We start from the raw sequence: 25,379 nt of genomic DNA, 5'->3' as shown, positions 1-25,379 counted from the left end.
CGGCTCCGTCAGTCCGATGAGCTGAGGATGATCGCCTCGGTCGGCGGAGCGGGGGATGCCGGAGAGCCGATGTACCCCGTCAGCTCGAGGAGCGCGCGACGGAAGACGGCGGGGCGCTCGAGGTGGGGCGTGTGGCCGACGCCGGGCAGGCCGAGCTCGGTCGCGGTGCCCCCGGCATCCGTGTACCGGCGGAGCACTTCGCGGGTCTGCGAGACCATCGGCTGGGCGGGGGCGACGTCGGAGCCGGGCCAGTCGGGGAGGATCCCGAGCGCGCCGAGGTGATTCGGGTCGGAGAAGGACGTGTCCGAGACGACCGGGTCGAGGACGCCGCGCACCCACAGGATCGGGGGTTTCACCGGCAGGTCGACGATCGCGGACACGTCGAAGTTCGACGGCGCGAGCGCATTCAGCACGCCGAATCGGCCGGGCGCGTAGCCGGGCCAGTGCGGGCTCGTGACGGACTCGCCGGGGTAGTTGCCGGTGGCTGTGGAGGTGGACAGCATCGCCTCGACCCAGAGGTCCTCGTGCTCTGCGGTGAAGTCCTCCGCCACGAACGAGGCGCGGAACACACTGCGCGGGGAGGTGGGGGCCTCATCGCCGGACTCCCGGGCGTTGAGTCGACGCACGAAGTCCGCATTGGCCATGCCCGCGCCGCAGCCGGCGTCGTCGTCGGTCAGCCGCGTGCCGTCCAGGCGCGTGCCGCCGAGACCGTAGGGGGGGACGGGCGATTCGAGCAGGATCGTCCGCACCGGGTGGTCGAGTGCGTACTGCAGCGCGACCGCTCCACCGAGGTCCCAGCCGACCAGATGCGGCGCGTCGATGCCGAGCTCGACCAGCGCGACAGCGACATCGTCACTGAGGTCGCGCACGCCGCGGCTCGCATCGACGGGCATGTGCTCGGTTCCGCCGAAGCCCCGCAGATCGATCGCGACGACGCGGAACTCCGCCGGCAGATCCTGCATGAGCTCTTGCCAGACGAGGGCGGATGAGAGCGCACCGTGCAGGAGGACGACGGTGCGGTCGGGTGCGGTGCCGGGGTCGTCGCCGGTGCGCTCGAGGATGTTGACGCCCAGGCGGTCCGTGTCGATGATGCGGGACGAGATTCCGTCGAGGAGGGTCATGACCCGATGATAGGCCGGGGCCCTTATCCGTGCCGAGAGGGTCGATGACAGGATGGGGGCATGACGCACCACCTCCCTCCCGTCGCCATTCTCGGAGCAGGTTCGATGGGAGGTGCGATCGCCCAGGGCATCGCACGCTCCGGAGAGGCGACATCGGTCGTCGTGACCAACCGGACCGCCGCCAAGGCTCGCGAGCTCGACGGGCTCGACGCGGTGACGAGCCTCGCGCTGGCGGACGAACCGACCGCGAACACGGATGCCGCGGCATCCGCCGACATCGTCCTCATCGGCGTGAAGCCGGCCATGGTCCCCGACATGCTGCGCGAGATCGCGGGCGCGCTGCGTCCCGGGACGATCGTGGTGAGTCTCGCAGCGGGTGTCACGATCGAGACGTTCGAAGCGATCGTCGGGCCCGGCATCCCCGTGATCCGTTCGATGCCGAACACGCCGGCCGTGGTCGGCAAGGCAGTCACGGGTCTCGCTGCCGGATCGACGGCGACTCCGGAACACATCGACCTCGTGCGGCGGCTGTTCGAGACGTGCGGTGTCGTCATCGAGGTTCCCGAGGCGCAGATCGACGCGCTCTCGACGATCTCGGGGTCTGGGCCCGCCTACGTGTTCCTCTTGGTCGAGGCCCTCACCGAGGCGGCGCGAGGCAAGGGATTCGACGAGGCCGACGCGCGTCTCATGGCCGAGCAGACCTTCATCGGCGCGACCGCGTTGCTCGCGGCATCCGGGGAGGATCCCTCGGAACTGCGCCGACGCGTGACGAGTCCCAAGGGGACGACGGAGCGCGCGATCGGGGTCCTCCAGACGGGGAACCTCGACGGTCTCTTCTCGCAGGCGACGGATGCCGCACTGGCCCGCGCGCGCGAGCTCGCGACCGGGGTCTGACGCCCGCGCTCAGGCGTCGCCGAGGGTGAGGTCCTCGGCCGTCGTGCGCTCGCTGAGCACCGTCGTGTGGTCGGCCCGGCCCACCACGCGGCGCACGGCGAAGAGGATCGCTGCGCCGACCGCGGCAGAGACCGCAGCGGCCGCATAGGGGGCGCCGACGCCGTAGACCGCGAGGGCGGTCCCCACGGGTGCGCCGATCGCGCCGCCGAAGAAACGGAATCCGGAGTAGGCCGAGCTCGCGACAGCACGCGGCAGGGTCGTCGCCTCCATCGCCGCTTCGGTGAGGATCGTGTTGACCGCGCCGATCTCGACACCGAGGAGGACGACACAGGCGACGAGCAGGGGACGCGAGCCGGCGCTGAGCGAGGCCGCGACGTGGGTCGCCGCGAAGGCCGCGAGGAACCAGAACAGCACCTGGACGACCGAGTACCGCTTCGTCAGTCGCGGGGCGATGAATACGCCGGCGATGGCGAGGCCGATGCCGAAGCCCATCATGACGAGGCCGATGCCGACCGCCGGCAGCTCGAGGGCGTAGGGCGTGTACGACAGGGTGACGAAGAAGCCGGCGTTGTAGAGGAAGGCGACGACGCTGATCGCGAGCAGCCCCCGGTCGGCGAAGGCGCGGAAGGGCGCTCCGATCGAGCTGCGCTGCGCGGCGCGCCCGGGGTCGCGGACGAGGGTGAGGAGGGCGACGACGCCGACGGCGAGGAGGGATGCCGTGCCCCAGAACGCGGCGAACCAGCCGATCTCCCCGAGCAGGCCGCCCACGAGCGGGCCGACGGCCAGCCCGATGCCGAGCGCGGCCTCGTAGAAGATGACCGCGTCTTCGCTGCGCCCACCGGATGCCGAGACGATCGATGCGAGCGCGGTCGAGAGGAACAGCGCATTGCCGAGTCCCCACACCGCGCGGCAGGCGATGAGGGCGCCGATCGTCGGCGACAGGGCGCAGCCGACGGCGGCGAGGGCGATGACGGACAGGCCCAGGATCATGACCGCGCGGGTCCCGATGCGCGTCGAGAGCCAGCTCGTGAAGAACATCGCCGAGGCGGTGACCGCGAGGTAGCTCGTGAACAGGAACGAGGTCTCGACGGGGGCCGCGTGCAAGGTGGCGGCGACCGTGGGCAGGATGGGGCCGACGAGCCCGATCCCCATGAAGGCGATCATCGCGGCGAAGGCGATGGCCCACACGGCGGGCGGCTGCGAGAGCAGACGCGGCGCGGTGCTCTCGGTGTCGGGGGCGGTCGCTGCGGTTCCGGTGTCGAGGGCGGTCATTCCTCCGATTGTACACCGATGATTTACTAGTGAATTAAATAAGCGGTGACAGCTACAGTGGAGCCGTGACCGAGCGCGCCGACCTGATCGACCGCATCCGCGCCGCCTGGGCGTCGTCGATGCCCGCCATGGACACCTCGCCCATCGACGTCTGGGGGAGGCTCAACCGGACGAGCGCGCTCGCGACCGCGCAGATCGAGCGGCTCCTCGCCGACAGCGGCGTCTCCCGGTCGGAGTTCGACGTCCTCTGCGTCCTCGCCCGTATGGATCGCCCGCTGCGTGCGAGCGAGGTGACGGCCGAGACGATGCTCAGCGGGGCGGCGACGACGAAGCTCACCACGCGGCTCGAATCCGTCGGCCTGCTGCGCCGCGAACGCTCCGACCGCGACGGTCGGGCGGTGCAGCTGTCGTTGACGGATGCCGGCCGTGCCGTCGTGGAACACGAGATGCCCCGCGCACTCGCTCACGACGAGCGCCTGCTCGACGGGTTCTCGCAGGCCGATCGCGACACCCTCGCGGGTCTGCTCGCTCGTCTCCTCGCCAACGCGCAGCGCGAGATCTGACGAGGGATCCCGGCGGCCCCTCAGCGGTCGAGCGAGGCGAACCGTTCGATGTCGGAGTTCGTCCCCGACACGATGATGAGGTCGTGGTTGGTGACGACCGTCGTCGCCTCCGCGTACCGGAACGGCTTGCCGGGGCTCTTCACGCCGACCACCGTGACGTTGTACTTCGACCGGACACCGGATTCGTTGAGGCCGACGCCGCGGATGAAGCGCGGCGGGTACATCTTGGCGAGCACGAAGTCGTCGTCGAAGCGGATGAAGTCGAGCATCCGGCCGCTCACGAGGTGGGCGACGCGCTCGCCGGCTTCTCGCTCGGGGTAGATGACGTGGTTCGCGCCGACCCGGGCGAGGATCTTGCCGTGGGACTGCGAGACCGCCTTCGCCCAGATCTGCGGGACCTTCAGATCGACGAGGTTCGCCGTGATGAGGACGGATGCCTCGATCGAGGACCCCACGGCGACGACGGCCACCTGGAAGTCCTGCGCACCGATCTGCTTCAGCGCCTCGATGTTGCGCGCATCGGCCTGGACGGCGTGCGTCACCCGCTCCGACCACTTCTGCACGAGGTCGAGACTGTCGTCGATCGCGAGGACGTCGCGATCCAGACGGTCGAGTTCGCCGGCGCACGCGGCGCCGAAGCGACCGAGTCCGATGACGAGGACGGGCGAATCGCTGCGCAACTGCTCAACCAACGATGGGCCTCTCCACGGGCAGCGCGTAGTGCTGCGTTCGACTGGTCGCGGCCACGGCGGCCGCGAGTGTGACTGTACCAACGCGGCCCATGAACATCGTCAGGGCCATGACGAAGACGGCGGGGTCCGGCAGCTCCTGCGTCAGCCCCGTCGACAGCCCGACCGTCGCGAAGCCGGATACGACGTCGAAGAGCACCTCGTCGAGGGGAGCCTTCGTCAGATGCGCGATCGTGATGGTCGACAGGGCGACGATGGTCGCGCCCCACGCGACGACCGACAGGGCGACGCGCTGGACGTCACTCGGGATGCGGCGGCCGAAGGCCGAGACGCTCGGACGTCCCTTCGCCTCGGACCAGACCGCGAGGGCGAGGACGGCCAGGGTCGTGACCTTGATGCCGCCCGCCGTCGAGGCGGAACCGCCGCCGACGAACATGAGCATCGACCCGACGACGATGGACGACTCGTGCAGTTCGCCGATGTCGATGATCGAGAAGCCGCCCGACCGTGTCATGGCCGACAGGAAGAGCGCCTGGAAAGTGGTGTCCCAGGCATCCATCGTCCCGAAGGTCTTCGGGTTCCCGTACTCGAGGATGACGAAGGCGATCGCTCCGGCGACGAACAGGACGGCGGTCGTGATCAGCGTGAGCTTCACGTGGATCGACCACTTGCGTACGTGCCACTGGTGCTTCCACAGGGCGTAGATCACGGGGAACCCGATCGAGCCGAGGAAGACGCCCACCATGAGGACGCTCAGCAGGAGGTAGTTCTGAGCGAACGGTGCGAGCCCCTCGGCGTTCGGGGAGAAGCCCGTGTTCGTGAACGCCATCGCCGCGTAGTACGGCGCCTCCCACAGAGCCGTCAGGGCATCGACGCCGCTGGACAGCAGCATCGGGTAGAGGAGGAGCGCCAGGGCGCCTTCGATCACGAGGGTCGACAGGGCGACGGTCGAGAGCAGTTGGCCCACCTCGCCGAGGCGCACCGCTTGACCCTCGTTGACGGGCCCGCCGTGGGCGCGCATCGGATTGCTGTCGCCGGCGGCGAGGAGCTTGGCCCGCAGGCCGAGCCGCTTGGAGATGACGAGCCCCAGGATCGAGGCGAGCGTGAGGACGCCGAGCGCGCCCACGTTGACGCCGATGAACACCACGACGTGGCCGAGCGGAGACCAGTGGGTCGCCATGTCGACCGTGGCGAGCCCGGTGACGCAGATCGTCGACACCGCGGTGAACAGCGCGTCCGGCAGCGGGGTGACCCGCCCGTCCGATGCCATCACCGGCAGGGAGAAGATCGCCGTGAACAACAGGATGAGCGCTGAGAAGATGAGGACCGCGAAGCGGGACGGCGATGCGGTCGCCAGGTCGCGCATCGCGGAGAACGCGCGGCGATGCCACGCCGGTCCGCGCCGGGGGGCGCGCTCGTCGACGGCCAGGCCCGTCATCAGCGCCCCTTCCTCGTTCGGATCGTTGTCATGGTACTCCCGCGCGCGGGCGGGCTAACCTAATGCCATGGCGGACATCTTCGACGTGATCGCCGACGGAACCCGTCGGGACATCCTCCAGCTCCTCCGTGAACGAGGAGCGTCGGGGGAGAACGGGACGAGCGTCTCCCAGATCGTGTCGGCGCTCGGAGTGAGCCAGCCGACGGTCTCGAAGCACCTGAAAGTGCTGCGGGAGGCTTCCCTCGTGTCCGTCCGCGAAGACGGCCAGCACCGCTACTACAGCCTCTCCCCGGCGCCGCTGGACGCCGTCGATGACTGGCTCTTCCCCTTCTTCGCCGTCGGCGACGAGGACGGAGCGACCTCCCACGCCCTCACCGAGAGCGCCGTACATGCCGCCGAGGTGGTGGGTCGTGCGGCCGCTTCGGCGAAGCACGCTGTCACCAGCGTCTTCAACAAGCTCCCCGGCCGCTGAGCCCCGTCCGTCCCACGAGTCACACAGGTTTACACGCGTCCCGCCGAAGCCCTAATGTGGAGGCATCTGCGGGGGATCGCATATTCATAAGGGGACAGACATGTCGGACATCTCGGATGTGCGCTTTCTCACCGTCGCCGAGGTCGCAGACCTCATGCGCGTGTCGAAGATGACCGTGTATCGCCTCGTGCACTCGGGTGAACTCCCCGCTGTCCGCTTCGGTCGCAGCTATCGCGTTCCCGAAACGGCGGTCGCGGCCGCTTTGCAACGTCCGATCGCTGACGTCGGCTAGACTGATCCGAGGCATTTTTCCGTCTTGCCGTTCCCGGACGCCGACACCGCGCGTCCAGACCCCGACTTAGTGAGGTTTACCGTGGGTTCAGTCATCAAGAAGCGCCGCAAGCGCATGGCGAAGAAGAAGCACCGCAAGCTGCTTCGCAAGACTCGCCACCAGCGCCGCAACAAGAAGTAAGCGGCAATCGCACACCAAGCGCCCCCGACCGGTTCGCCGGTCGTCGGGGCGCTTCGTGTTGCGTCCGCGGCGTCCATTCCCAGGTGAGAATGGATGCTGTGACCGCACTCACCCTCATCTCCAAACCCGACTGCCATCTCTGCGACGTCGCGCGTGAGATCGTCGACACGGTCGTCGCGGACCTCCCGGAGGGGCAGGTCGACGTCCAGGAGCTGTCCATCGCCGACGACGCGGAGCTCTACGCGACCTGGTGGGAGAAGATCCCGGTCGTGTTGATCGACGGCGACCTGCACGCGCACTGGCGTGTGTCGGCCGACCGCCTGCGCGCGGCCCTGACCGAGAGCGCAACCGCATGATCCGCCACATCGTGATGTGGAAGATGGCCGCCGACGACGCCGAGACGCGCGCCGCGCACGCGACAGAGGTCGCCCGCCTGCTCGAGGGTCTGGTCGGCGTCGTACCCGTCATCCGCTCTCTCAGCGTCGGCGTCAACGTCGCCGTTCCGGAGACCAACGCCGACGTCGCCCTCGTGATCGACCTCGACGACCTGGACGCGCTCGACGCCTACCAGGCGCACCCCGCGCACCAGGAGGTCGCCGGGTACATCCGCAGCGTCACGGACGGCCGGATGGCCGTGGACTTCGAGGTCTGACGAATCTCACCGCGTCACGGCGACGGCTGCGGATCGTCCTCCCGGAGGATCGGGATCGCGTTCGTGAAGGTGCTCGCGCGGCGCTCCGCGTCGGCGCTGCCGGTGAACAGGCCGTCACGGGTCGGCGTCGGATCGGTGGCGGTCCGCACGGCCGGGGCCGCGGCATCCGTCATCAGCACGCGCTGGACGGGGAGGGCCTGCGGCATCGACTCCTGCACCCACGTCACCATGGCCTCGCGGACGAGGCAGCGGAGGTCGAAGAGGGTCGGCGCATCCTTCGCGGTCACGAGGATGCGGACGCGGACATACCCCGCGACGGCATCCGTCACCTGCAGGACCGCCGTGCGGCCGTCCCACAGGTCCGTCCGCTCCAGCACGCGCTGCAGGTGTGAGCGCATGAGGGCGGGCGACACGTTCCAGTCGAGATCCATCTCGACGGCGCCGAGGAGTTCCGATCCCTTGCGGGTCCAGTTCTCGAACGGCGTCGTCGTGAAGTACGTGCACGGCAGCACGAGGCGCCGGTCGTCCCACAGGTCGAGCACGACGTAGCTCAGGGTGATCTCGCCGACCCGCCCCCATTCGCCGTCCGCGACCACGACGTCATCGACGCGCAGAGCGTCGCTGAAGACGATCTGGAGTCCCGCGAACACGTTCGCGAGCACGGACTGCGCTGCGAGACCCGCGACGATCGACGCGATGCCCGCCGACGCGAGCACGCTCGCGCCGATGGCCCGCACGGAGTCGAACGTCAGAAGCGCGGCTCCGATCCCGATGATGACGATGATCGCGATCGCGAGGCGCCGTACGACCAGCGTCTGCGTGCGGATGCGGCGGGCGACCCGGTTGTCGGGCACGTCGATGCGGTACCGACCGAGGGCCACGTCGGTCGCCACGACGACGAGAGAGGCGAGGAGCCACGCGCTGGCGGCGATGATCAGGATCGTCAGGATCTGACCGAGGATGCCGCGCCACGTCTCATCGGGGAACGCCACCCGGACGGCGACCCACAGCGCAACGACGAGCAGCAGCATCCGGAACGGCGCGCGGGACTGCCGGCTGAGGACTCCCGCCCACCGGCGGCGGCGCGCGATCACCGCCAGGACGATCGTCGCGATGACGGCGACGACGATCGCGATGCCCGTCCCGATGAGTGCGGCGATGCCGAACTCGACCCATCCATCCCACATGCAGCTGCTCCTTCCGTCGCGGAATGAGCCACCATACGACAACCGCCCGGCCGGAGCCGAGCGGTTGTCTGGAGCAGGGGATCGCGTGTTACGGGGCGAGGCGCGTCGGCCCGCGGAAGAGGTAGGTGACCTCGCGGATCGAGTCCTGGCCGAGCAGCAGCATCAGCACGCGCGCGAGGCCCATGCCGAATCCGCCGTGCGGCGGGGCGCCGAAGCGGAAGAAGTCGAGGTAGAAGTCGAGGTGCTCGGGGTCGAGACCCTTCTCCTTCGCCTGCTCGATGAGGACGTCGACGCGGTGCTCGCGCTGCGCGCCCGTCGTGATCTCGACGCCGCTCATGAGCAGGTCGTACGACTTCGTCAGCCCGGTCTCCTCGTCGCGCATGTGGTAGAACGCACGGATCTCGGGGTGGTAATCGGTGATGAAGACGAACTGGTGACCGTAGGTCTCCTGCACGTGCGCCGCGATCTGACGCTCGCCCTCGGGGTCGAGGTCGCCGTCGGTGCGGGGGATCTCGTACCCGCGGGCCGCGACGATCTCGCGTGCCTCGGCGAGCGGGATGCGGGGGAACGGCAGCTCGGGGACGACCACGTCGATGTCGAAGAGGGCCTTGATCTCGTCGCCGTGCTTCTCGGCGACGGCGCGGATCGCGGTCTGCAGGAGCTCTTCCTGCATGCGGGCGACGTCCTCGTGCGAGTCGATCCAGCTGATCTCGGCGTCGATCGAGGTGAACTCGGTCGCATGGCGCGAGGTGAACGACGGGTCGGCGCGGAAGGCGGGGGCGATCTCGAAGATCTTGCCGAAGCCGGCGACCTGGGCCATCTGCTTGAAGAACTGCGGGCTCTGCGCCAGGTACGCGGTCTTGTCCTCGAAGTACGGCACCTCGAACAGCTCGGCGTTGGACTCCGACGGCGAGGCCATCAGCTTGGGAGAGTGGACCTCGATGTAGTCGCGCTCGACCCAGTAGGTGCGCATCGCGTGCTCGAGCGTCGTCTGGATGCGGAACACCAGGTTGTTACGCCGCTGACGCAGGTCGATGAAGCGCCAGTCCATGCGCTTGTCGAGCCCGGAGTCCGCCGCGATCGGCGTCTCGGGTAGGGCAGCAGCGGCGATGTCCAGGCCGCCGATCTTGATCTCGACGCCGCCTAGCTTGACGCGCTCGTCGTGCTTGAGCTCACCGGTCGCGGTGAGGAATGTGCCCGTCGACAGGTTCGAGATGAGGTCCGTGAGCGCCAGGGCCGCGGCATCCTGCTCGCTGCCGTCCTCGGCGGGACGGGTCGCGGGATTCACGAGCTGGACGGCGCCCGTCTCGTCGCGGAGGATGACGAACTGCACCTTCTTCTGATCACGGACGGTCTCGACCCATCCGGAGACCGAGACGGGACCGTCTTCACGGGACTGCAGCTGCTGGACGAGGGTGCGTTCACTCACGAGGGTCGAGTCTACGCGGCACCCAGGTTGCGCGGATTGCCGCCCCGTAGGCTGACCCGACGGGGGGCCCGGCCGGGCATCCGATCACCGAGCGCGAGAGAGCACCCGATGACCGTCATGAACACTGCCGCCACCTCCACCGGAGACGGGTCCTGGCTCTCCGCCCTCGCCGACTGGGTCGTCTCGCTGATGGACACCATCGGTCCGGCGGGCGCGGCCGTCGCCGTCGGCCTCGACAACCTGTTCCCGCCCATCCCCAGCGAAGTCGTCCTGCCGCTGGCGGGCCTCGCAGCGTCGCGCGGGTCGTTCACCCTCGCCGAGGCGATCGGGTGGACAACCTTCGGGTCGGTCTTCGGCGCCTACATCCTCTACGTGCTCGGCCGTGTCCTCGGCGCCGAGCGGCTGACGCGCATCGCGGAGAAGCTGCCGCTGATGAAGGGGGAGGACATCACCAAGACCGTCCGGTGGTTCGAGCGCCACGGGGGCGCGGCGGTCTTCTTCGGCCGGATGGTCCCGTTGTTCCGCAGCCTCATCTCGATCCCGGCGGGGGTCTCGAAGATGCCCTGGTGGAAGTTCGGGCTGCTCACGGCCGCGGGCAGCCTCCTCTGGAACTCCATCTTCGTGCTGGCGGGGTTCTTCCTCGGCGAGAACTGGCACATCGTCGAGGAGTACGCCGGCGTGCTCCAGAACATCGTGATCGTCGTGGTCGTCGTCCTGGTGGTGTGGTTCGTCGTCGTCCGTGTCCGTGCCGCCATCCGCAGCCGACGTGAATCCGCGGAGGATGCCGCGGGCTGAGGCCCGCTCGCACGTTGCGCTCAGGCCCTGCATAGGACCCCCTCACGTAGACTGGAGGGGTGCCTGCTGCCCGCCTCCATCTCGTGCGCCACGGGGAGGTCCATAACCCCGACCGCGTGCTCTACGGGCGGCTTCCCGGCTTCCATCTGAGCGACGACGGTCGCGGTATGGCCCGCGCGGCCGCCGAGCACCTCAAGGCGCAGGGACGTCCGGTCCGCTCTCTGGTTTCGTCGCCGCTCGAGCGTGCACGAGAGTCCGCGGCTCCCATCGCGGAACTGTTCGGGCTGACCCCCGTGATCGATGCCCGCGTCCTCGAGCCGACCAACGTCTTCGAAGGCAAGCGGATGCGGAGCGCGCTGCGCAATCCGCTCAACTGGTGGCACTTGCGCACTCCCGCCTTGCCCAGCTGGGGCGAGGCCTATCTCGAGGTCGTCGAGCGCATGCAGGCCGCGATGCTCGACGCATGGAACCGCACGCCCTCCGGCGACGCGGTCATCGTCTCGCATCAGCTCCCGATCTGGATCACGCATCTGTCGGTCGCGGGTCTCCCGCTCCGCCACGATCCGCGGCGACGACGCTGCGACCTGTCGAGCGTCACGAGCTTCGAGCTCGAGGGCGACGTCTGGCGCGAGGTCGAGTACGCCGAGCCTGCCGCGACGGCGGGCGCCGTGGACGTGGGGGCAGTATGAGACGCCGCATCCTCGCCGCTCTCGCTGCCGTGACCCTCGTCACCGGACTCGCTGCCTGCTCGAGCGAGAACGACAACCTGTCGGACCTGTATCGCGAGGGCAACACGCAGGGCTTCATCTCCAGCGACGGCCGGGTCGAAACGATCCCCGCCGCACAGCGCGGCGAGGCACTGTCGTTCACGGGGACCGATGTCGACGGCTCGACCGTCTCGAGCGCCGACTTCGCCGGCGACGTGCTGGTTCTCAACTTCTGGTACGCCGCGTGTGGTCCGTGCCGCGCCGAGGCTCCCGTCCTGGAGCAGACCTACCAGGACACGAAGGCCGAGGGTGCCCACTTCCTCGGGGTCAACATCTACGACGGTCCCGAGCAGGCGACGTCGTTCGATGACACGTACAAGATCACGTACCCGTCGATCCTCGCCCGAGGCGACGTCGATCTGAAGCTCGCCTTCGCGGACTGGACCTCGCTCCAGGCGGCTCCGACAACCCTCGTCGTGGACCGCAAGGGTCGGGTCGCCGCGCGCCTGTTCGGTCAGCTGCCCGACGCCACGACCCTCCGCGACCTCGTCGACGACACTCTCGCGGAGAAGGGATGAACCCCGGGTCGATCGTGATGGGCGAGTCGCTCTGGATCGCGATCCCGATCGCGGCGCTCGCGGGGCTCGCCTCGTTCCTCTCGCCGTGCGTCCTCCCGCTGGTCCCCGGCTACCTCGGCTTCCTGGGGGGCGCCGTCGCGCCGCGCGAGCCGAAGAGGTCGACGGATGCCGCGGCCGCGGGCACGACGACGCTCACCCGCGCGGAAGCTCCGCCTCGCGGCCGCCTGCTCCTCGGCGTCGCGCTGTTCATCGCAGGATTCACGGTGGTCTTCCTGGTCTTCGGAGTCTTCGCCGGGGTCCTCGGCCGGGTGTACATCGAGTACCAGGACCTCATCACACGGGTGCTCGGTCTCGTCGTCATCGCGCTCGGCCTCGTGTTCATCGGCGTCTTCGGCTTCGCTCAGAAGATCTATCGGCCGCAGCTGAAGCAGAACGTCGGCCTCGTCGGGGCTCCGCTGCTGGGTATCGCGATGGGCGTCGGCTGGGCGCCGTGCATCGGACCCACCTACGCGGCGATCCTCACGATGGCCTACAGCCAGGCCGACCCTGTTCGGGCGGGAACGCTCGCCGTGGCCTACTCCCTGGGCCTCGGCATCCCGTTCGTCCTCCTCGCCCTCGGCGCAGGCTGGGCGACCCGGTCGGTGGCTTTCGTCCGCCGCCACATCCGCGTCGTCAACATCGTCGGCGGCGCGCTCCTGATCGCGCTCGGCGTGCTCATGGTCACCGGTGTCTGGACCTCGCTCATGTCCGCGTTCCAGGGGGTGGTCTCCGGTGTCCCGACGTTCCTCTGACGACGCCCCGGCGGTCGACGGACCGCTCCGTCCGAGCGACCACCTCGACAAGACCGGCGACGACGAGCCCGCCTTCTCCGGCGGCCAGCCGGTTCTCGGCGTGGTCGGATGGCTCCGCTGGGGCTGGCGGCAACTGACGAGCATGCGCACGGCGCTCGTCCTGCTCCTGCTCCTCGCGATCGCCGCGATCCCCGGTTCGCTCGTGCCGCAGCGCAGCGCCGACCCCAACGGCGTGACCCAGTGGCGGGCCACCAACCCCGACTTGTACCCCACGTTCGACGCGTTCCAGCTCTTCGACGTCTACACGTCGGTGTGGTTCTCGGCGATCTACATCCTTCTGTTCATCTCGTTGATCGGCTGCGTCCTGCCGCGGACGAAGCACCACTGGAAGGCGCTCCGCGCTCGTCCGCCGCGCACTCCCGCCCGCCTGTCGCGGTTGTCGGATCACGCGGAAACGACCGTCGCGGTCCCCGATGGTGAGGATGCCGCGGGCCACGCGGCGCACGCGGTCGATCTCGCCGAGGCGCAGCTGCGCTCCGCCCGGTACCGCGTCGAACGCTACGACCGGAACGGCGTCGCTTCGGTGTCCGCAGAGCGCGGCTACCTGCGCGAGACGGGCAACCTGCTCTTCCACGGCGCGCTCGTCGGCGTTCTCATCTCGGTCGGGATCGGCGGCGGCTTCACGTACACCGGGCAGACCGTCATCACCGAGGGCGACGGCTTCGTGAACTCGCTCGGTCTCGGCTACACCTCCTTCAATCCCGGTCGCTTCGTCGACACGGAGGAGCTGACGCCGTACTCGATCACCCTCGACCGCTTCGACGTGACGTATGCGCCACCGTCCGGGCAGGCGGGCGACTTCGAGGCGCACGTCACGACCCGCTTCCCCGGGCAGAAGGCCGAGGATCAGGTGATCGAGGTGAATCACCCGATCACCATGGCGGGCGATCGCGTGTACCTCATGGGCAACGGCTACGCGCCGACCATCACGGTGCGCAACGGGGCCGGCGACGTCGTCTTCAGCGAGTCCGTGCCCTTCCTGCCGCAGAGCCCGACGATGACCTCGCAGGGCGTCGTGAAGATCCCCGACACGGGGGGCAAGCAGCTCGGGCTCGTCGGGTTCTTCTACCCGACGGTCGCGCAGCTGTCGAGCGGTGCCCTGACCTCCCGCTACGGCGATCTCCTCGACCCCCGACTGACGTTCTTCGTCTACGAGGGCGACCTCGGCATCGACGACGGTACCCCGCGCTCGGTCTACGCCCTCGACACCGACGGGATGACCGAGATCGCCGGTCGGAACGCTCCCTCCCCGTCGTTGGAGCTCTCACCCGGACAGACCGTCGATCTGCCGGGCGGGCGTGGCACCGTGACCTTCGAGGACGAGACGCGCACCGGCGCGCCGGAGTCCGTGAAGCGCTACGTCTCGCTGTCGATCCACAACGACTCGAGCGCCACGTGGGTGCTCGTGTTCGCGGTCCTCGCGATGGTCGGCCTCTTCACGGCGCTGTTCGTCCCGCGTCGTCGCATGTGGGTGAAGGCGACCCCCGACGGCGACCGGGTGCGCGTCGAGTACGCGGGCCTCGCGCGCGGTGAGGACCCCGCAATCGGCGTGGCCGTCGCCGAGCTCGCGAAACGGCACGGAAGGGCGCTGGACGACGAACCGGCATCCGCCCCCGCGTCGGCAGCGAACGTAAACTGAACCCACCCATCTCCTCCGGAGGACCCCCATGTCGTTCGATGACATCTCCGTGCTGTTGCTGTGGACGGCCATCGCGATCTATACGCTCGGCTTCCTCGCCTTCACGGTCGACCTCGCCCGCCGCTCCGAGCTCGCGATCAAGGCCCAGGACGCCAAGACGCAGGCGCGCACGCTCGTGGCCGCCGGCGGGGGGCAGACCATCGAGGACATCCGTGCCGAAGAGGCGGCCGCCAAGGTGGCGCTCGAGGCGGCTCCTTCGCAGCGAGGCCGGTACCTGTTCGCACGGCTCGGGGTCGTCCTGACGACGATCGCCTTCCTCTTCCACGTGGGCGCGGATGTCACGCGCGGAATCGCCGCGGGCCGCGTGCCGTGGTCGAACAACTACGAGTTCGCCCTCACCGGCACGATGCTCGTCGTGATGGTGTTCCTCACCGTGCTGGTGAAGTACGACCTGCGCTTCCTCGGCGCGTTCATCAACGGCCTCATCGTCGTCCTCCTGGGCGGTGCCGCGCTGGCGTACTACGTCGAGGTCGTTCCGCTGTCCGACCCGCTGAAGAGCGTCTGGCTCGTCATCCACGTGTTCGTCGCCTCGCTCGCGTCGGCCTTCTACGCGCTCGCGTTCGCGCTGTCGGTCGTGCAGCTGCTGCAGTCCCGGCGCGAGCGCATCGCGCTGGCAGCGGTGGGAACGGATGCCGCGCCCCGCACGCGTCTGCCGTTCCTGCGGACGCTCCCCAGCGCCGAGGTGCTCGAGTCGCTCGCCTACCGGTTCGCGATCATCGGGTTCGTCCTGTGGACCTTCACCCTCATCGCCGGCGCCATCTGGGCGAACGACGCGTGGGGCCGCTACTGGGGCTTCGACACGAAGGAAGTGTGGACCTTCGTGATCTGGGTGGTCTACGCCGGCTACATCCACGCCCGCGCTACGCGCGGCTGGCGCGGCACGCGCTCGGCCTGGCTGTCGATCGTGGGCTTCACCGCCGTTCTGTTCAACTTCACGATCGTGAACCAGTTCTTCCAGGGGCTGCACTCCTACAGCGGCCTCAGCTGATCCTCGTGGCGCAGATCCCCGCCACCGTCGTGACCTACCCCGACGGCGAGGTCGCCGGGACGGCGACCGTCGTCCACGCCGTGCCGCTCGAAGGCGGCCGGACGGGCGTGCTCCTCGATCGGACCCCGTTCCACCCCGTCGACACCGCCTGGCCCGACCAGCCCGCCGACGTCGGTGTGTTGCGCACCGCGGACGGGGAGATCCCGGTGGTCGCGACCCTGACCGGGGGAGTCCACGACGGAGAGCTGGTCGTCGGCTCGGACCTGCCGGTGCGGATGGGGACCGAGGGGTGGACGTTCGTCGTCGTGCACGTCGTCGACGGGCCGGGTCCCGCCGTCGGGGAGAGCGTCGAGGCGGGTGTCGACCCCGAGCTGCGCGCCGCCCTGTCCGCCGGCCATACGGCCTGCCACCTGGCATCCCTCGCCCTCGACGCCGCCCTCTCGGACGCGTGGACGAAAGATGTGACGACGGATGCCGCCGGCCACCCCGCGTTCGACATGCTCGCGATCCAGACCTCCCGCATCACGTCGTACGGCTCGACCGACGTCTACCGCGTCGGCAAGTCACTGCGGAAGAAGGGCTTCGATCCGAGCGCCCTCGACGATCTGCGCGCCCTCGAGCAGCGCATCGAGGCGACGCTGACGGAGTGGGCCGGCTCGTCGGGAGGCATCGGCATCCACCGCGACGATCACACGCTCGCCGGCCGCCGGTCGTGGCGCTGCGAACTGCCAGGCGGCCCTGTCGAACTCCCGTGCGGCGGGACGCACCTGACGTCCCTCGCGCAGATCGAGCGGCTGACCGTCGCTCTCGAAGCGAGCGGGGTGCCCGGCGGCATCCAGTTCACCATGACGACGTCGGTCACCGTCTCCCGTTGAGCCTGCGGGGCGGGCGCGCCTTTCGTGCGCGCCCGCCCGCGGCCGACCGGGGTCAGGCCGGCTGCGTCAGCACGGCCCGGGCCGAGGTGGAGCGGTGCCGCGCGACGGCGAGGATGCCCGCGCCGATGGCGAGCACCGTCCAGAGCACGAGGCCCACCGCGGCCGTCGCGCCCCCGCCGGCATCCGTCAGCGCCGCCAGCATGGACGTGTAAGCCGGTGCCGTCGGCAGGAGCCCCGCGACATCGAGCAGGGTGCCCGGCACGGTGGACACGATGCCGGTCGCCAGCGCCATGACGCCGACGAGCACCGAGATCCAGCGGCCGATGCCCCCGAACAGTGCCACCAGCGCGTGGTTGACTGCGGCGAACGCGACACCGGCGAGCACGCACATGGCGGCGAAGAGCCACCACCTGTCCGCGTCGTATCCGGCCGCGAGCTGGACGACGACGGCCACAAGGGCGCCCTGCAGCGCGCCGATCACGACGCCCGGTGCGAGCGCGCGGAGCGCGAGGGCGGCCGAGGACCGACGCGACGACAGCGCGGTCCGCGGGACTGCGCGCAGGACCACGAACGACGCGAGACCGCCGAACCACAGGGCGAGGGTGGCCAGCAGCGGCACGGCCGATGCGCCGAACAGCGAGCTGCCCGTACCGTCGGCCACCACCGGGTCGGCGACGATCGAGGCGAGGTCCTTCGCCTCGTTCTTCGTGTACGACGGCACGCCGTCGACCGCTTTGTCGAGGCCGCCGGCGAGGTCATCCGTGCCGTCGGCGAGCTTGCCGACACCGGTCGACAGCTCCCCGGCACCGCCGGCGAGCGCGTCGACACCGGCCGCGAGCTTGTCGCCGCCCTCCGCCGCGGCGCCGGCACCGGTCGCGAGGTCGCGTGCACCCGTCGACAGCTGACCTGCGCCGGACGAGAGCTGCTCTGCGCCGTCGGCCAGCTTGCCCATGCCGCCCGCGAGCTTCTCGGCGGCGGCGGCCGAGGTGCGGAGACCCTCGGTCAGACTCGGACCGAAGTTCGCGAGCGCGTCGATGTTCTCGGCAAGCTTCTTCGAGTCGCCGACCGTGGCCTGCAGGGCCGGGAGGGCGGACGTCGCGTCAGCCGCGGCATCCGTCAGCTGGTCGCAGAGCTCCGCGCCGGCCTGCGCGGGGTCGCACGCATTCGCCGCGGCGGTCAGGGTGTCGACGATGCCCGTCACCGCCTCGCGGTTCTGCTCGCCGTCTGCGGTGAGGGCCTTGAGGCCTTCGACGACGTCGGAGGGGATCGCCGGGATCGCCGAGGTCTGCTCCGCGGCCTGGGTCAGCCCGTCCGCGAGCTGTTGCGTTCCGTCGGCGATCGGACGAGCGCCGGCCGACCATTCCGAGAGCCCCTTCGACGTGGCTGCGGCACCCCCGGCGAGCTGGTTCGCGCCGTTCTGGAGCTTCCGCAGTCCGTCGGCCAGCGAGTACCCGCCATCGGCCGCGCTCGAGGCGCCGTCCGCAAGCTTCGAGGCGCCGTCGGCTGCCCCTTTCGCGCCGTCGGCGAGCTGGGTGGCGCCGTCGGCTGCTTTGCCCAGCTGCTCGTTCAGGGTCGTGAAGCCGAGGAACACGTTCTCGAGGTAGCCCGTGGTGAGCTGCTGACCGAGGACGGATGCCGCGGTCGAGGTCACCTGCGTCGTGATGGCGTCGTCGACGATGCGCGCGTCGGGCGAGGAGGTGAGCTCGATCGTCGCCCGCTCGGGGGTCTTTCCAGGAGCCGTCGAGGTCGCGGCCGCGGAGAAGTTCTTCGGGATCGTCACGATCGCGTCATAGGTGCCGTCTTCGAGGCCTTCCTTCGCGTCCGTCGAATTCGAGATCGTCCAGGTGAGGTTGCTCTCGAGGTCCTTCGAGCCTTCGACGAGCCCCGCCGTGAGCAGGCGCCCGAGCGGTGTCGTCTGCCCATTGACCTCCACCGGCTCGTCGTTGTTGACGATCGCGGTGTTCAGTGCATCGAGGCGTTCGGTGGGGTTGTAGAGAGCCGCCACGAGGAGGCCCCCGATGACAGCGGGCAGGAGGAGCACGCCGAGGAGCGTGAGCCACGAGATGGGGCGCCGGGTCTGCGCGCGTTCGATGGAGAGAGTCATGAGGGAGTCACCTGGGTGGGGGTGTCGACGGCGAGGGGGGTGGAGACGGCGAGTCGCACGAGGTCCGGATCGGGTCGGTAGGCATCCGCGAGGATGCCGCGGGCCGATTCGACGTCGCGGGCCGAGGTGACGACGGTCAGTGCGCCGGCCTTCGCCGCGACCGCGTTGGTCGCGTCGCGCAGGAGCGCGGCGGCCTGGTCGCGGGCGGCGCCGGTGAGGGCGTCGAGGCCGACGATCACGACGAACCGGGTGCGGCCCGCAAGTGCGCGGCGGAGGTCGGCGAGCGGAGCGTCGGCGCCGCTGAGGTCGGCGACGGAGACGTGCGCGCGGACCCATGCGGCACGGCCCGGCAGCAGATGCCCCGACACGCGCAGCAGGCCGGCGGTCGGCGCGATGCGACCCGCGACGGTCAGCAGGAATGCCCGCGAAGCATGCGGATCGGCGGCCGTCACGAGGAGCGTGCCGCCCTCCGCGACCCGAGCGCTCGCACCCGAGAAGAGGACGACGTCGGTGCCGGTCGACTCGGCTCGCACCTCGAGGTCCTCCGCCGCGAGCGCACCGTTCCAATCGGGCTCGGGCCAGTGGGCGTGGGCGCGTTCGTGCTCGACCGCCTCGCCCTCGATGTCGACCTTGGGGAGCAGCCGCTCGAGCCAGCGCGGCATCCACCATGCCTTCTCGCCCAGCAGAGCCATGACCGCCGGGGTCAGGGTCATGCGGACGAGGAAGGCATCGACGGCGATGCCGACGGCGAGACCCAGGGCGATCGGTTTGATCGAACTGTCGCCTTCGGGGACGAAGGCGGCGAAGACCGCGAACATGATGACGGCTGCAGCCACGACGACGCGCGCCGAGGCGGTGAAGCCGGAGCGTACGGCCGCGATCGCCGTCTCGCGGCTCGCCCGTCCGCCGCGGGCGCGCACGGCATGGACGAAGTCCTCGCGCATGCGAGAGACGAGGAAGACCTCGTAGTCCATCGCGAGTCCGAACAGCACGCCCATGAGGATGATCGGCATGAAGCTGATCACCGGGCCTGTACGTGTCACATGCAGGAGGTCGGCGAGCCAGCCCCACTCGAACACCGCAGCGACGGCGCCGAAGGCGGCGAGGATCGATAGCAGGTAGCCGAGCGTCGCCTTCAGCGGAACCCAGATCGAGCGGAAGACGATCATCAGCAGGATGAACGACAGGCCGACCACGAAGATGCCGAAGGGCAGCAGGGCGGCGCCGAGACGGTCGGACACGTCGATGCCGACGGCGGTGAAGCCCGTCACCTTGAGGTCGACGCCGTACTCTTTCTGCCACTCGTCGTGGTGCGAGCGGAGTTCGCGCACGAGGTCCGCGGTCGCGGGATCGTCGGGCGCCGTGGTCGGCACGATCTGGATCAGGCCCGTATCGGCGGTCTCGTTGGGGGTGGCGAGGGCGACGCGCTCGACGCCGGGGATCGCCTCGACCTCCTTTTTGAGGTCGTCCATGAGCCCGAGTGGATCGGTGGACGTGACGATGGTGCCGGTCATGACGAGCGGGCCGTTCGACCCGGCGCCGAAGTACTCCGCGTTCAGGTCGTAGGCCTGACGCGCCTGGCTCGACGGCGGCTGGACGCCGGCGTTCGGCAGCGCGAGATGCAGATTCGCGGACGGGATCGCCATGACGCCCAGTCCGACGACGACCGCGACGGTGGCGATGATCGGATGCCGCGTCACCAGCATCACCCAGCGGTTGGGTCGTGCCGGGGCGACGGGGCCGGCGGAAGGTGCGGGCTCCGGCTCGGGCGCATCTTCGTCGGCGTCGTCCGCGTCAGATCCGCGGCGACGGCGACGTGTCGCCACGCCGCGCTGCAGCATCTTCCCGCCCCAGCCGACGACGCGGCCCTTCGCGAAGCCGAGGAGCGCCGGGGTGAGGCTGACGGCGACGGCCACGGCGACGGCCACGGCGACGGCGGCGGCGATGCCCATCGTCGAGAGGAACGGGATGCCGGCGATGCTGAGTCCGACGAGGGCGATCATGACCGTCACGCCGGCGAACACCACGGCGGACCCGGCCGTGCCGACGGCGCGGGCGGCGGATTCCTCGGGATCCATGCCGCCGCGGACCTGATCCTGATGTCGCGACACGATGAACAGCGCGTAGTCGATGCCGACGGCGAGACCCAGCATGACGGCGAGCATGGGCGTCGTCGACGAGATCGTCGTCACCGCCGTCGCGAGGAAGATGAGCGCGATTGCGAGAGCGACGCCGATGAGCGCGCTGACGAGCGGGAACCACGCGACGGCGAACGAGCGGAACGTCACGATCAGGACGAACAGGGCAACGAGGACGCCGATGACCTCGACGATCGACAGGGCGGGGATGGATGCCGCGAACAGGTCGCCGCCGAGGGCGGACTCCGCACCGGCGGGGAGCGCCTCGTGGAAGTCGGCGGCCGCCTTCTCGACCGCGTCGATGGTCGCGTCGGAGACCTCGGTGGAGTTCCCGTCGAACTGCATCTGCACGAGAGCGGCGCGGTCGTCATCCGCGACGAGGCCGGTGACCATCTTGTCGAAGGGAGAGGTCGCCGAGGTGACGCCGTCGATGTCGCCCAGCGCCGCGACGAGGTCGTCGATCTCGCCGCGGAGGGGCTGATCGGTCACCTTCTCACCCTCGGGGGCGACCACGATCAGCTGCGCACTCGCTCCGCTGGCCTGCGGGAAGGTGCGATTCAGCAGCTCGAGCCCCTGCTGGGCCTCGGTACCGGGAATCGCGAAGGAGTTGTCGGTCCCCTTCATGAAGAGCGCGACGCCGCCCCCGACGATTCCGAGCAGCAGGATCCAGGCGATGAGCACGCGCCACGAGTGACGGTAGGCCCATCGGCCGAGCGTGAAGAGGATGGTGGACACGGGCGCTCCTGGATCAGAGTCGGACGGGTTCGATACAGCGCTGTATCCGATACACATGTGTATCGTAGACCCGCACGTGGGCGCCGAGTCTGAAGGATGGGTGTGAGATGGCGAGAAGTCGCGAGAACACGCGGGCTCGCTTGCTCGAAGCCGCACACGAGGTGTTCGCGGAGGTCGGGCTCGACGCGGCATCCGTCGAGACCATCTGCGAACGCGCCGGCTTCACCCGCGGTGCGTTCTACTCCAATTTCGAGTCGAAGGACGAGCTCTTCCTCGCGCTCATCACCCAGCTCTCGGAAGACAAGCTCGACGAGGTGTCGGTCCGCGTGAAGCGACTCTCGGGCACCGAGGATCCGATCGACCTCGTCCGCCAGATCGCCGACATGTCGCTCGCTGAGCGGATGGAGCCCGAACTGCTCAGCGAGGTGCGGACGCAGGCGCTACGCGATCCGCGGTTGGCGGAGGCGTTCCTCGCGTGGCGGGCGCAGATACTGGGCCGGGTCGAGACGATCATCCGCGAGGTGAGCGAGCTCCGCGGGCTGCCGCTTCGGATGCCGGTGGCCGACGCGGCGGCGCTGCTGCTCGACGTCTCCGAGCAGTGCAGCGTGCAGTCCGCGCTCGAACGGCTGACGGAGCGTCAGGCCGCCAGGGCGATGCAGTCGCGACTCGAGCAGGTCGTGCCGCTGCTCATCGCGTCCACCTGAGCGCTACGAGGTCGCGGCCAGAACCGCGTGACACCGGCCGAGCCGGTCGAGCCACCATCGCGTCCGTTCGGCCGATGCCGCGTGCGCGTCGAGGAGCGCGGCATCCACGGTCACCCGTCCGACGGGGAGTATGCCCCCCCGCGGTCGCAGCGGCGCGGCGGCGACGTCCGCCGCGAGCAGAGAGGCCGTTCCCAGCCCGCAGTCGTAGTCGAGATCGGGGAGGGATGCCGCCAGGGCGACGCCCATCGCGAGGCCGACCGAGGTGTCGAGGGCGCTCGAGACGACCGCGGGGAGCCCGGCTTCGGCGACGAGGGACAGGGCGCGCCGCGCGCCGCCGAGCGGCTGGGCTTTGATCACCAGCAGGTCCGCAGCCTCGGCTCTCGCGACCGCGAGCGGGTCGTCCGCTTTCCGAACGCTCTCGTCTGCGGCGACCGGGATGTCCATGTAGCGGATCCGGCCGCGCAATTCGGCGAGTTCCGCCACCGTCGCGCAGGGCTGCTCGACGTACTCGAGATCGAATTCGGCGAGGGCGTGTACGGCGTGCTCCGCCTCGTCGAGGTTCCAACCGCCGTTCGCGTCGACGCGGATGCGGCCCTCGGGGCCCATCGCCTCTCGCACCGCCCGCACGCGCGCCACGTCATCGGCGAGCACCTGGCCGGCTTCGGCGACCTTCACTTTGGCGGTGCGGCATCCGTCGAAGCGCGCGAGGATTCCCGGAACGGATGCCGCGGCCACCGCCGGCACCGTCGCGTTCACCGGAACCGCATCGCGAACGGCGGGAGGACTCGGCTGCCAGCCGTACTCGATCGCGGCCGCCAACCAGGCGGCGGACTCGGGGTCGTCGTACTCGATGAACGGCGAGAACTCGGTCCATCCCTCCGGCCCTTCGAGGAGCAACGCCTCGCGGACGTCGATGCCGCGGAAGCGCGTGTGGAGGGGGAGCGACACGACGCGCGCCGTCGCGCGGAGGTCGGCGAGCGGGGGGAGGAGCATGACCCCATCCTGGCCCGCCCGGCCGCCGTCGCGGGGAAGGTGCGGCGGTCGCATGTCAGAGTCGCGTGTAGCGGCCGCGGAAGAACGCGTAGACGCCGTACGCGATCCACCCGAGGCCGATCACCACGAGCAGGACCTTGCCGGCGGGAAGGTCGGCGAAGGACCGGAGCGCCCCGTCGAGCCCGGTGGACTTCTCGGGGTCGTTCGTGGCTGCGCCCACGACGAACAGCACGCCGACGCCGGCGAAGGCCACACCGCGGGCGATGTACCCGACCGTTCCGAGGATGCGCACGATCCGGCCCGTCGAGCCGGCGGGCATGGACAGGTCGCGCTCGAAGCGACGGGTGATTCCTTTGAAGACGAGGTACGCCGCGATGGCGATGACGACGATCCCGATCGCGACGACGAGGAACACCCCGCCGGGTGTCGACATCAGATCGGCGGTGAGGGAGCGCGTCGATCCCGCCGAGCTCGTGGATCCTCCGGCGGCGAAGGTCGCCGCCGAGAACGCGATCACGAGATACACGACGCCTTTCGCGCCGTTCTTGACGATGTGGACGGCGCGGTCCTTGCCGGAGTCGGCGCTCCGGTCGAGGACGGCGCTCAGGAGGTGCCAGACGCCCAGCGCCGCCAGGCCGAGAGCCGCCGCCCAGAGCAGGAAGACACCGCCGGGCGCCGCCGCGAGCTGCGCCAGGGCGCCCGACTGGTCTGCCTGCTCGCCGCCCGCCTGGCCGAACGCGAGGGAGATGGCGATGATGCCGACGACGATGTGCACCACACCGCTCGCGGCGAAGCCGCCACGCGCGACGGTGTGCACTGCTCTGCTGTTCTTCGCGCTGTGCGCTGCGGATGTGGCCGAGGAGGTCATCCCGTGAGCGTAGTGACGGCATCGCGCGTCCGCGCGGGGGTTGCGCGGACGGTACAGTGACGCCCGGGAGGGCGGATGGCACCGACACTGCACGACGTCGCGCGACTCGCGGGCGTGTCGATCAAGACCGTCTCGAACGTGGTCAACGGGCATCCGCATGTACGGCCGTCGACCCGGGCTGCCGTCGAGCGGGCCGTCGCCGAGCTCGGCTACACGCCAAACCTGACGGCACGGAACCTCCGCAGCGGCCGGACCGGGGCCATCGCGCTCGCGGTCCCGGACCTCTCGCTCAGCTACTTCGCCGAACTCGCCGGCATGGTCATCGCGCGCGCCGAGGAGCGGGGCGTGGTCGTCCTGGTCGAGCAGACGGGCGGCGAGCGGGAGCGCGAGCGAGAGCTGCTCCGCAGCCCTCGCCTCGGCCTCACCGACGGTCTGATCCTGAGCCCGCTGGGGCTCGACGCGACCGACCTCGCCGCGCGCCCCGGTGCGTACCCGACGGTGCTCCTCGGTGAGCGGGTGTTCGACGCGGCGATCGACCACGTGACGATGCGGAACATCGACGCGGCCCAGGCGGCGACGTCACATCTGTTGGCGTCGGGCCGGCGTCGTATCGCGGTGCTGGGAGCGCACGAGGACGACGGTGAGGGAGCCGCAGGGCTGCGACTGCAGGGGCATCGCGCCGCGCTCGCCGCCGCGGGGGTCGCCTTCGACCCCGCTCTCGTCGTGGCGACGCGCTTCTGGGATCGCTCCGGCGGTGCCGACGCCGTGCGCGACCTCCTCGCTCGGGGCGTCGACGTCGACGCCGTGTTCGGGCTCAACGACACCCTCGCGCTCGGGGCGATCCGCGCGCTGCAGGAAGCGGGGCGGCGGGTGCCCGACGATGTCGCCGTGGTCGGGTTCGACGACCTCGACGAGGCGCGGTATTCGATCCCGTCGCTGACCACGATCGATCCGGGGCGGCGGTGGATCGCGCAGACGGCCGTCGACACGCTGCTCGGCCGCGTCGCCGACTCGGCCCCCGGCGGCCCCCGCGTGCTGGCGGCCGACTTCACGCTGCGCGTGCGGGAGTCCGCGCCCGGCCTGCCGCGGCGCTGATCGCGGCTCCCGGACCTTGACGCCCGGCATCCCTTTCGTCATCATGAATTACAACGTTTA

Annotated in this window: 26 protein-coding genes; 16 read left to right on the top strand and 10 right to left on the bottom strand. The window is 70.0% G+C overall.

Features of this window, described 5'->3' with window-relative positions; genetic code table 11:
- Positions 1–8: 8 nt before the first annotated feature.
- The gene (locus tag BBA86_RS10235) at positions 9–1,121 is read right to left on the bottom strand and encodes an alpha/beta fold hydrolase (protein ID WP_065571469.1); all 1,113 of its coding nucleotides are present in this window, start codon (positions 1,119–1,121) and stop codon (positions 9–11) included.
- Between the two features lie 60 nt (positions 1,122–1,181).
- Between BBA86_RS10235 and proC the strand changes: the two genes are divergently transcribed.
- A complete protein-coding gene (proC, locus tag BBA86_RS10230; RefSeq protein ID WP_065571468.1) occupies positions 1,182–2,015 on the top strand; it encodes a pyrroline-5-carboxylate reductase in 834 nt (277 codons plus the stop codon).
- Between the two features lie 9 nt (positions 2,016–2,024).
- Here the strand turns inward: proC and BBA86_RS10225 are convergent, their stop codons facing one another.
- The gene (locus BBA86_RS10225) at positions 2,025–3,287 is read right to left on the bottom strand and encodes an MFS transporter (RefSeq protein ID WP_065571467.1); all 1,263 of its coding nucleotides are present in this window, start codon (positions 3,285–3,287) and stop codon (positions 2,025–2,027) included.
- 65 nt (positions 3,288–3,352) lie between these two features.
- Here BBA86_RS10225 and BBA86_RS10220 point away from each other — a divergent pair, with 65 nt between their 5' ends.
- A complete protein-coding gene (locus tag BBA86_RS10220; protein WP_065571466.1) occupies positions 3,353–3,850 on the top strand; it encodes a MarR family winged helix-turn-helix transcriptional regulator in 498 nt (165 codons plus the stop codon).
- A 20-nt stretch (positions 3,851–3,870) separates the two neighbouring features.
- Here BBA86_RS10220 and BBA86_RS10215 read toward each other — a convergent pair whose 3' ends face one another.
- Positions 3,871–4,542, bottom strand: a complete 672-nt coding sequence (locus BBA86_RS10215; RefSeq protein ID WP_036310225.1) for a potassium channel family protein — start codon at positions 4,540–4,542, stop codon at positions 3,871–3,873.
- On the bottom strand, positions 4,535–5,977 hold the full coding sequence (locus tag BBA86_RS10210; RefSeq protein ID WP_065571465.1) for a TrkH family potassium uptake protein: 1,443 nt from the start codon (positions 5,975–5,977) through the stop codon (positions 4,535–4,537). The genes BBA86_RS10215 and BBA86_RS10210 overlap by 8 nt, the downstream gene beginning before the upstream one ends.
- A 67-nt stretch (positions 5,978–6,044) precedes the next feature.
- Here BBA86_RS10210 and BBA86_RS10205 point away from each other — a divergent pair, with 67 nt between their 5' ends.
- From BBA86_RS10205 to BBA86_RS10190, 5 genes are all read left to right on the top strand, one after another.
- A complete protein-coding gene (locus BBA86_RS10205; protein ID WP_065571464.1) occupies positions 6,045–6,449 on the top strand; it encodes an ArsR/SmtB family transcription factor in 405 nt (134 codons plus the stop codon).
- 100 nt (positions 6,450–6,549) lie between these two features.
- The gene (locus tag BBA86_RS10200; RefSeq protein ID WP_065571463.1) at positions 6,550–6,741 is read left to right on the top strand and encodes a helix-turn-helix domain-containing protein; all 192 of its coding nucleotides are present in this window, start codon (positions 6,550–6,552) and stop codon (positions 6,739–6,741) included.
- A gap of 81 nt (positions 6,742–6,822) precedes the next feature.
- Complete coding sequence (locus BBA86_RS14305; protein ID WP_003792170.1) at positions 6,823–6,921, top strand: 30S ribosomal protein bS22; 99 nt, start codon at positions 6,823–6,825, stop codon at positions 6,919–6,921.
- Between the two features lie 98 nt (positions 6,922–7,019).
- Positions 7,020–7,277, top strand: a complete 258-nt coding sequence (locus BBA86_RS10195; RefSeq protein ID WP_083199532.1) for a glutaredoxin family protein — start codon at positions 7,020–7,022, stop codon at positions 7,275–7,277.
- Positions 7,274–7,573, top strand: coding sequence for a Dabb family protein (locus BBA86_RS10190; RefSeq protein WP_065571461.1), 300 nt, complete (start codon positions 7,274–7,276; stop codon positions 7,571–7,573). The genes BBA86_RS10195 and BBA86_RS10190 overlap by 4 nt, the downstream gene beginning before the upstream one ends.
- Positions 7,574–7,587: 14 nt before the next feature.
- Here the strand turns inward: BBA86_RS10190 and BBA86_RS10185 are convergent, their stop codons facing one another.
- Both BBA86_RS10185 and aspS read right to left on the bottom strand, forming a co-directional pair.
- On the bottom strand, positions 7,588–8,760 hold the full coding sequence (locus BBA86_RS10185) for a mechanosensitive ion channel family protein (protein WP_065571460.1): 1,173 nt from the start codon (positions 8,758–8,760) through the stop codon (positions 7,588–7,590).
- An 88-nt stretch (positions 8,761–8,848) separates the two neighbouring features.
- Positions 8,849–10,189 carry an aspartate--tRNA(Asn) ligase gene (gene aspS, locus BBA86_RS10180; RefSeq protein ID WP_065571459.1) on the bottom strand — a complete coding sequence of 447 codons (1,341 nt, stop codon included), beginning with the start codon at positions 10,187–10,189 and terminating at the stop codon, positions 8,849–8,851.
- A 108-nt stretch (positions 10,190–10,297) separates the two neighbouring features.
- On the opposite strand from aspS, the gene BBA86_RS10175 reads away from it, so the two are divergent.
- From BBA86_RS10175 to BBA86_RS10145, 7 genes are read left to right on the top strand one after another with little or no spacing between them, the layout of a single operon-like run.
- Positions 10,298–10,984, top strand: coding sequence for a DedA family protein (locus BBA86_RS10175; protein ID WP_065571458.1), 687 nt, complete (start codon positions 10,298–10,300; stop codon positions 10,982–10,984).
- A gap of 59 nt (positions 10,985–11,043) precedes the next feature.
- A complete protein-coding gene (locus BBA86_RS10170; protein ID WP_065571457.1) occupies positions 11,044–11,673 on the top strand; it encodes a histidine phosphatase family protein in 630 nt (209 codons plus the stop codon).
- On the top strand, positions 11,670–12,269 hold the full coding sequence (locus BBA86_RS10165) for a TlpA family protein disulfide reductase (protein ID WP_065571456.1): 600 nt from the start codon (positions 11,670–11,672) through the stop codon (positions 12,267–12,269). Before BBA86_RS10170 ends, BBA86_RS10165 begins: the two co-directional genes overlap by 4 nt.
- Positions 12,266–13,060 carry a cytochrome c biogenesis CcdA family protein gene (locus BBA86_RS10160; RefSeq protein ID WP_065571455.1) on the top strand — a complete coding sequence of 265 codons (795 nt, stop codon included), beginning with the start codon at positions 12,266–12,268 and terminating at the stop codon, positions 13,058–13,060. The genes BBA86_RS10165 and BBA86_RS10160 overlap by 4 nt, the downstream gene beginning before the upstream one ends.
- The gene (locus tag BBA86_RS10155) at positions 13,041–14,759 is read left to right on the top strand and encodes a cytochrome c biogenesis protein ResB (RefSeq protein ID WP_065571454.1); all 1,719 of its coding nucleotides are present in this window, start codon (positions 13,041–13,043) and stop codon (positions 14,757–14,759) included. Before BBA86_RS10160 ends, BBA86_RS10155 begins: the two co-directional genes overlap by 20 nt.
- Positions 14,760–14,787: 28 nt before the next feature.
- Positions 14,788–15,807 (top strand): c-type cytochrome biogenesis protein CcsB, encoded by a 1,020-nt coding sequence (gene ccsB / locus BBA86_RS10150; protein WP_065571453.1) that lies wholly within the window; start codon positions 14,788–14,790, stop codon positions 15,805–15,807.
- A 5-nt stretch (positions 15,808–15,812) separates the two neighbouring features.
- Positions 15,813–16,682, top strand: coding sequence for a metal-dependent hydrolase (locus BBA86_RS10145; RefSeq protein ID WP_065571452.1), 870 nt, complete (start codon positions 15,813–15,815; stop codon positions 16,680–16,682).
- 52 nt (positions 16,683–16,734) lie between these two features.
- Here BBA86_RS10145 and BBA86_RS10140 read toward each other — a convergent pair whose 3' ends face one another.
- Complete coding sequence (locus BBA86_RS10140; protein ID WP_065571451.1) at positions 16,735–18,786, bottom strand: YhgE/Pip family protein; 2,052 nt, start codon at positions 18,784–18,786, stop codon at positions 16,735–16,737.
- Complete coding sequence (locus BBA86_RS10135; RefSeq protein WP_065571450.1) at positions 18,783–21,659, bottom strand: MMPL family transporter; 2,877 nt, start codon at positions 21,657–21,659, stop codon at positions 18,783–18,785. Before BBA86_RS10135 ends, BBA86_RS10140 begins: the two co-directional genes overlap by 4 nt.
- Positions 21,660–21,766: 107 nt before the next feature.
- Between BBA86_RS10135 and BBA86_RS10130 the strand changes: the two genes are divergently transcribed.
- A complete protein-coding gene (locus tag BBA86_RS10130) occupies positions 21,767–22,363 on the top strand; it encodes a TetR/AcrR family transcriptional regulator (protein WP_065571449.1) in 597 nt (198 codons plus the stop codon).
- Positions 22,364–22,366: 3 nt separating this feature from the next.
- Here BBA86_RS10130 and BBA86_RS10125 read toward each other — a convergent pair whose 3' ends face one another.
- Both BBA86_RS10125 and BBA86_RS10120 read right to left on the bottom strand, forming a co-directional pair.
- Positions 22,367–23,356 carry an o-succinylbenzoate synthase gene (locus BBA86_RS10125; RefSeq protein WP_065571448.1) on the bottom strand — a complete coding sequence of 330 codons (990 nt, stop codon included), beginning with the start codon at positions 23,354–23,356 and terminating at the stop codon, positions 22,367–22,369.
- Positions 23,357–23,411: 55 nt separating this feature from the next.
- Positions 23,412–24,224, bottom strand: coding sequence for a DUF1206 domain-containing protein (locus BBA86_RS10120; RefSeq protein WP_083199531.1), 813 nt, complete (start codon positions 24,222–24,224; stop codon positions 23,412–23,414).
- A 75-nt stretch (positions 24,225–24,299) separates the two neighbouring features.
- Between BBA86_RS10120 and BBA86_RS10115 the strand changes: the two genes are divergently transcribed.
- Positions 24,300–25,319: a LacI family DNA-binding transcriptional regulator gene (locus BBA86_RS10115; protein ID WP_065571446.1), complete on the top strand. Its 1,020-nt coding sequence runs from the start codon at positions 24,300–24,302 to the stop codon at positions 25,317–25,319.
- Positions 25,320–25,379 lie beyond the last annotated feature (60 nt).

Origin of the sequence: Microbacterium oleivorans (assembly GCF_001691565.1) — a bacterium.
Lineage (GTDB): Bacteria > Actinomycetota > Actinomycetes > Actinomycetales > Microbacteriaceae > Microbacterium > Microbacterium oleivorans_B.
This window is presented reverse-complemented; position numbering and strand designations above follow the sequence as displayed.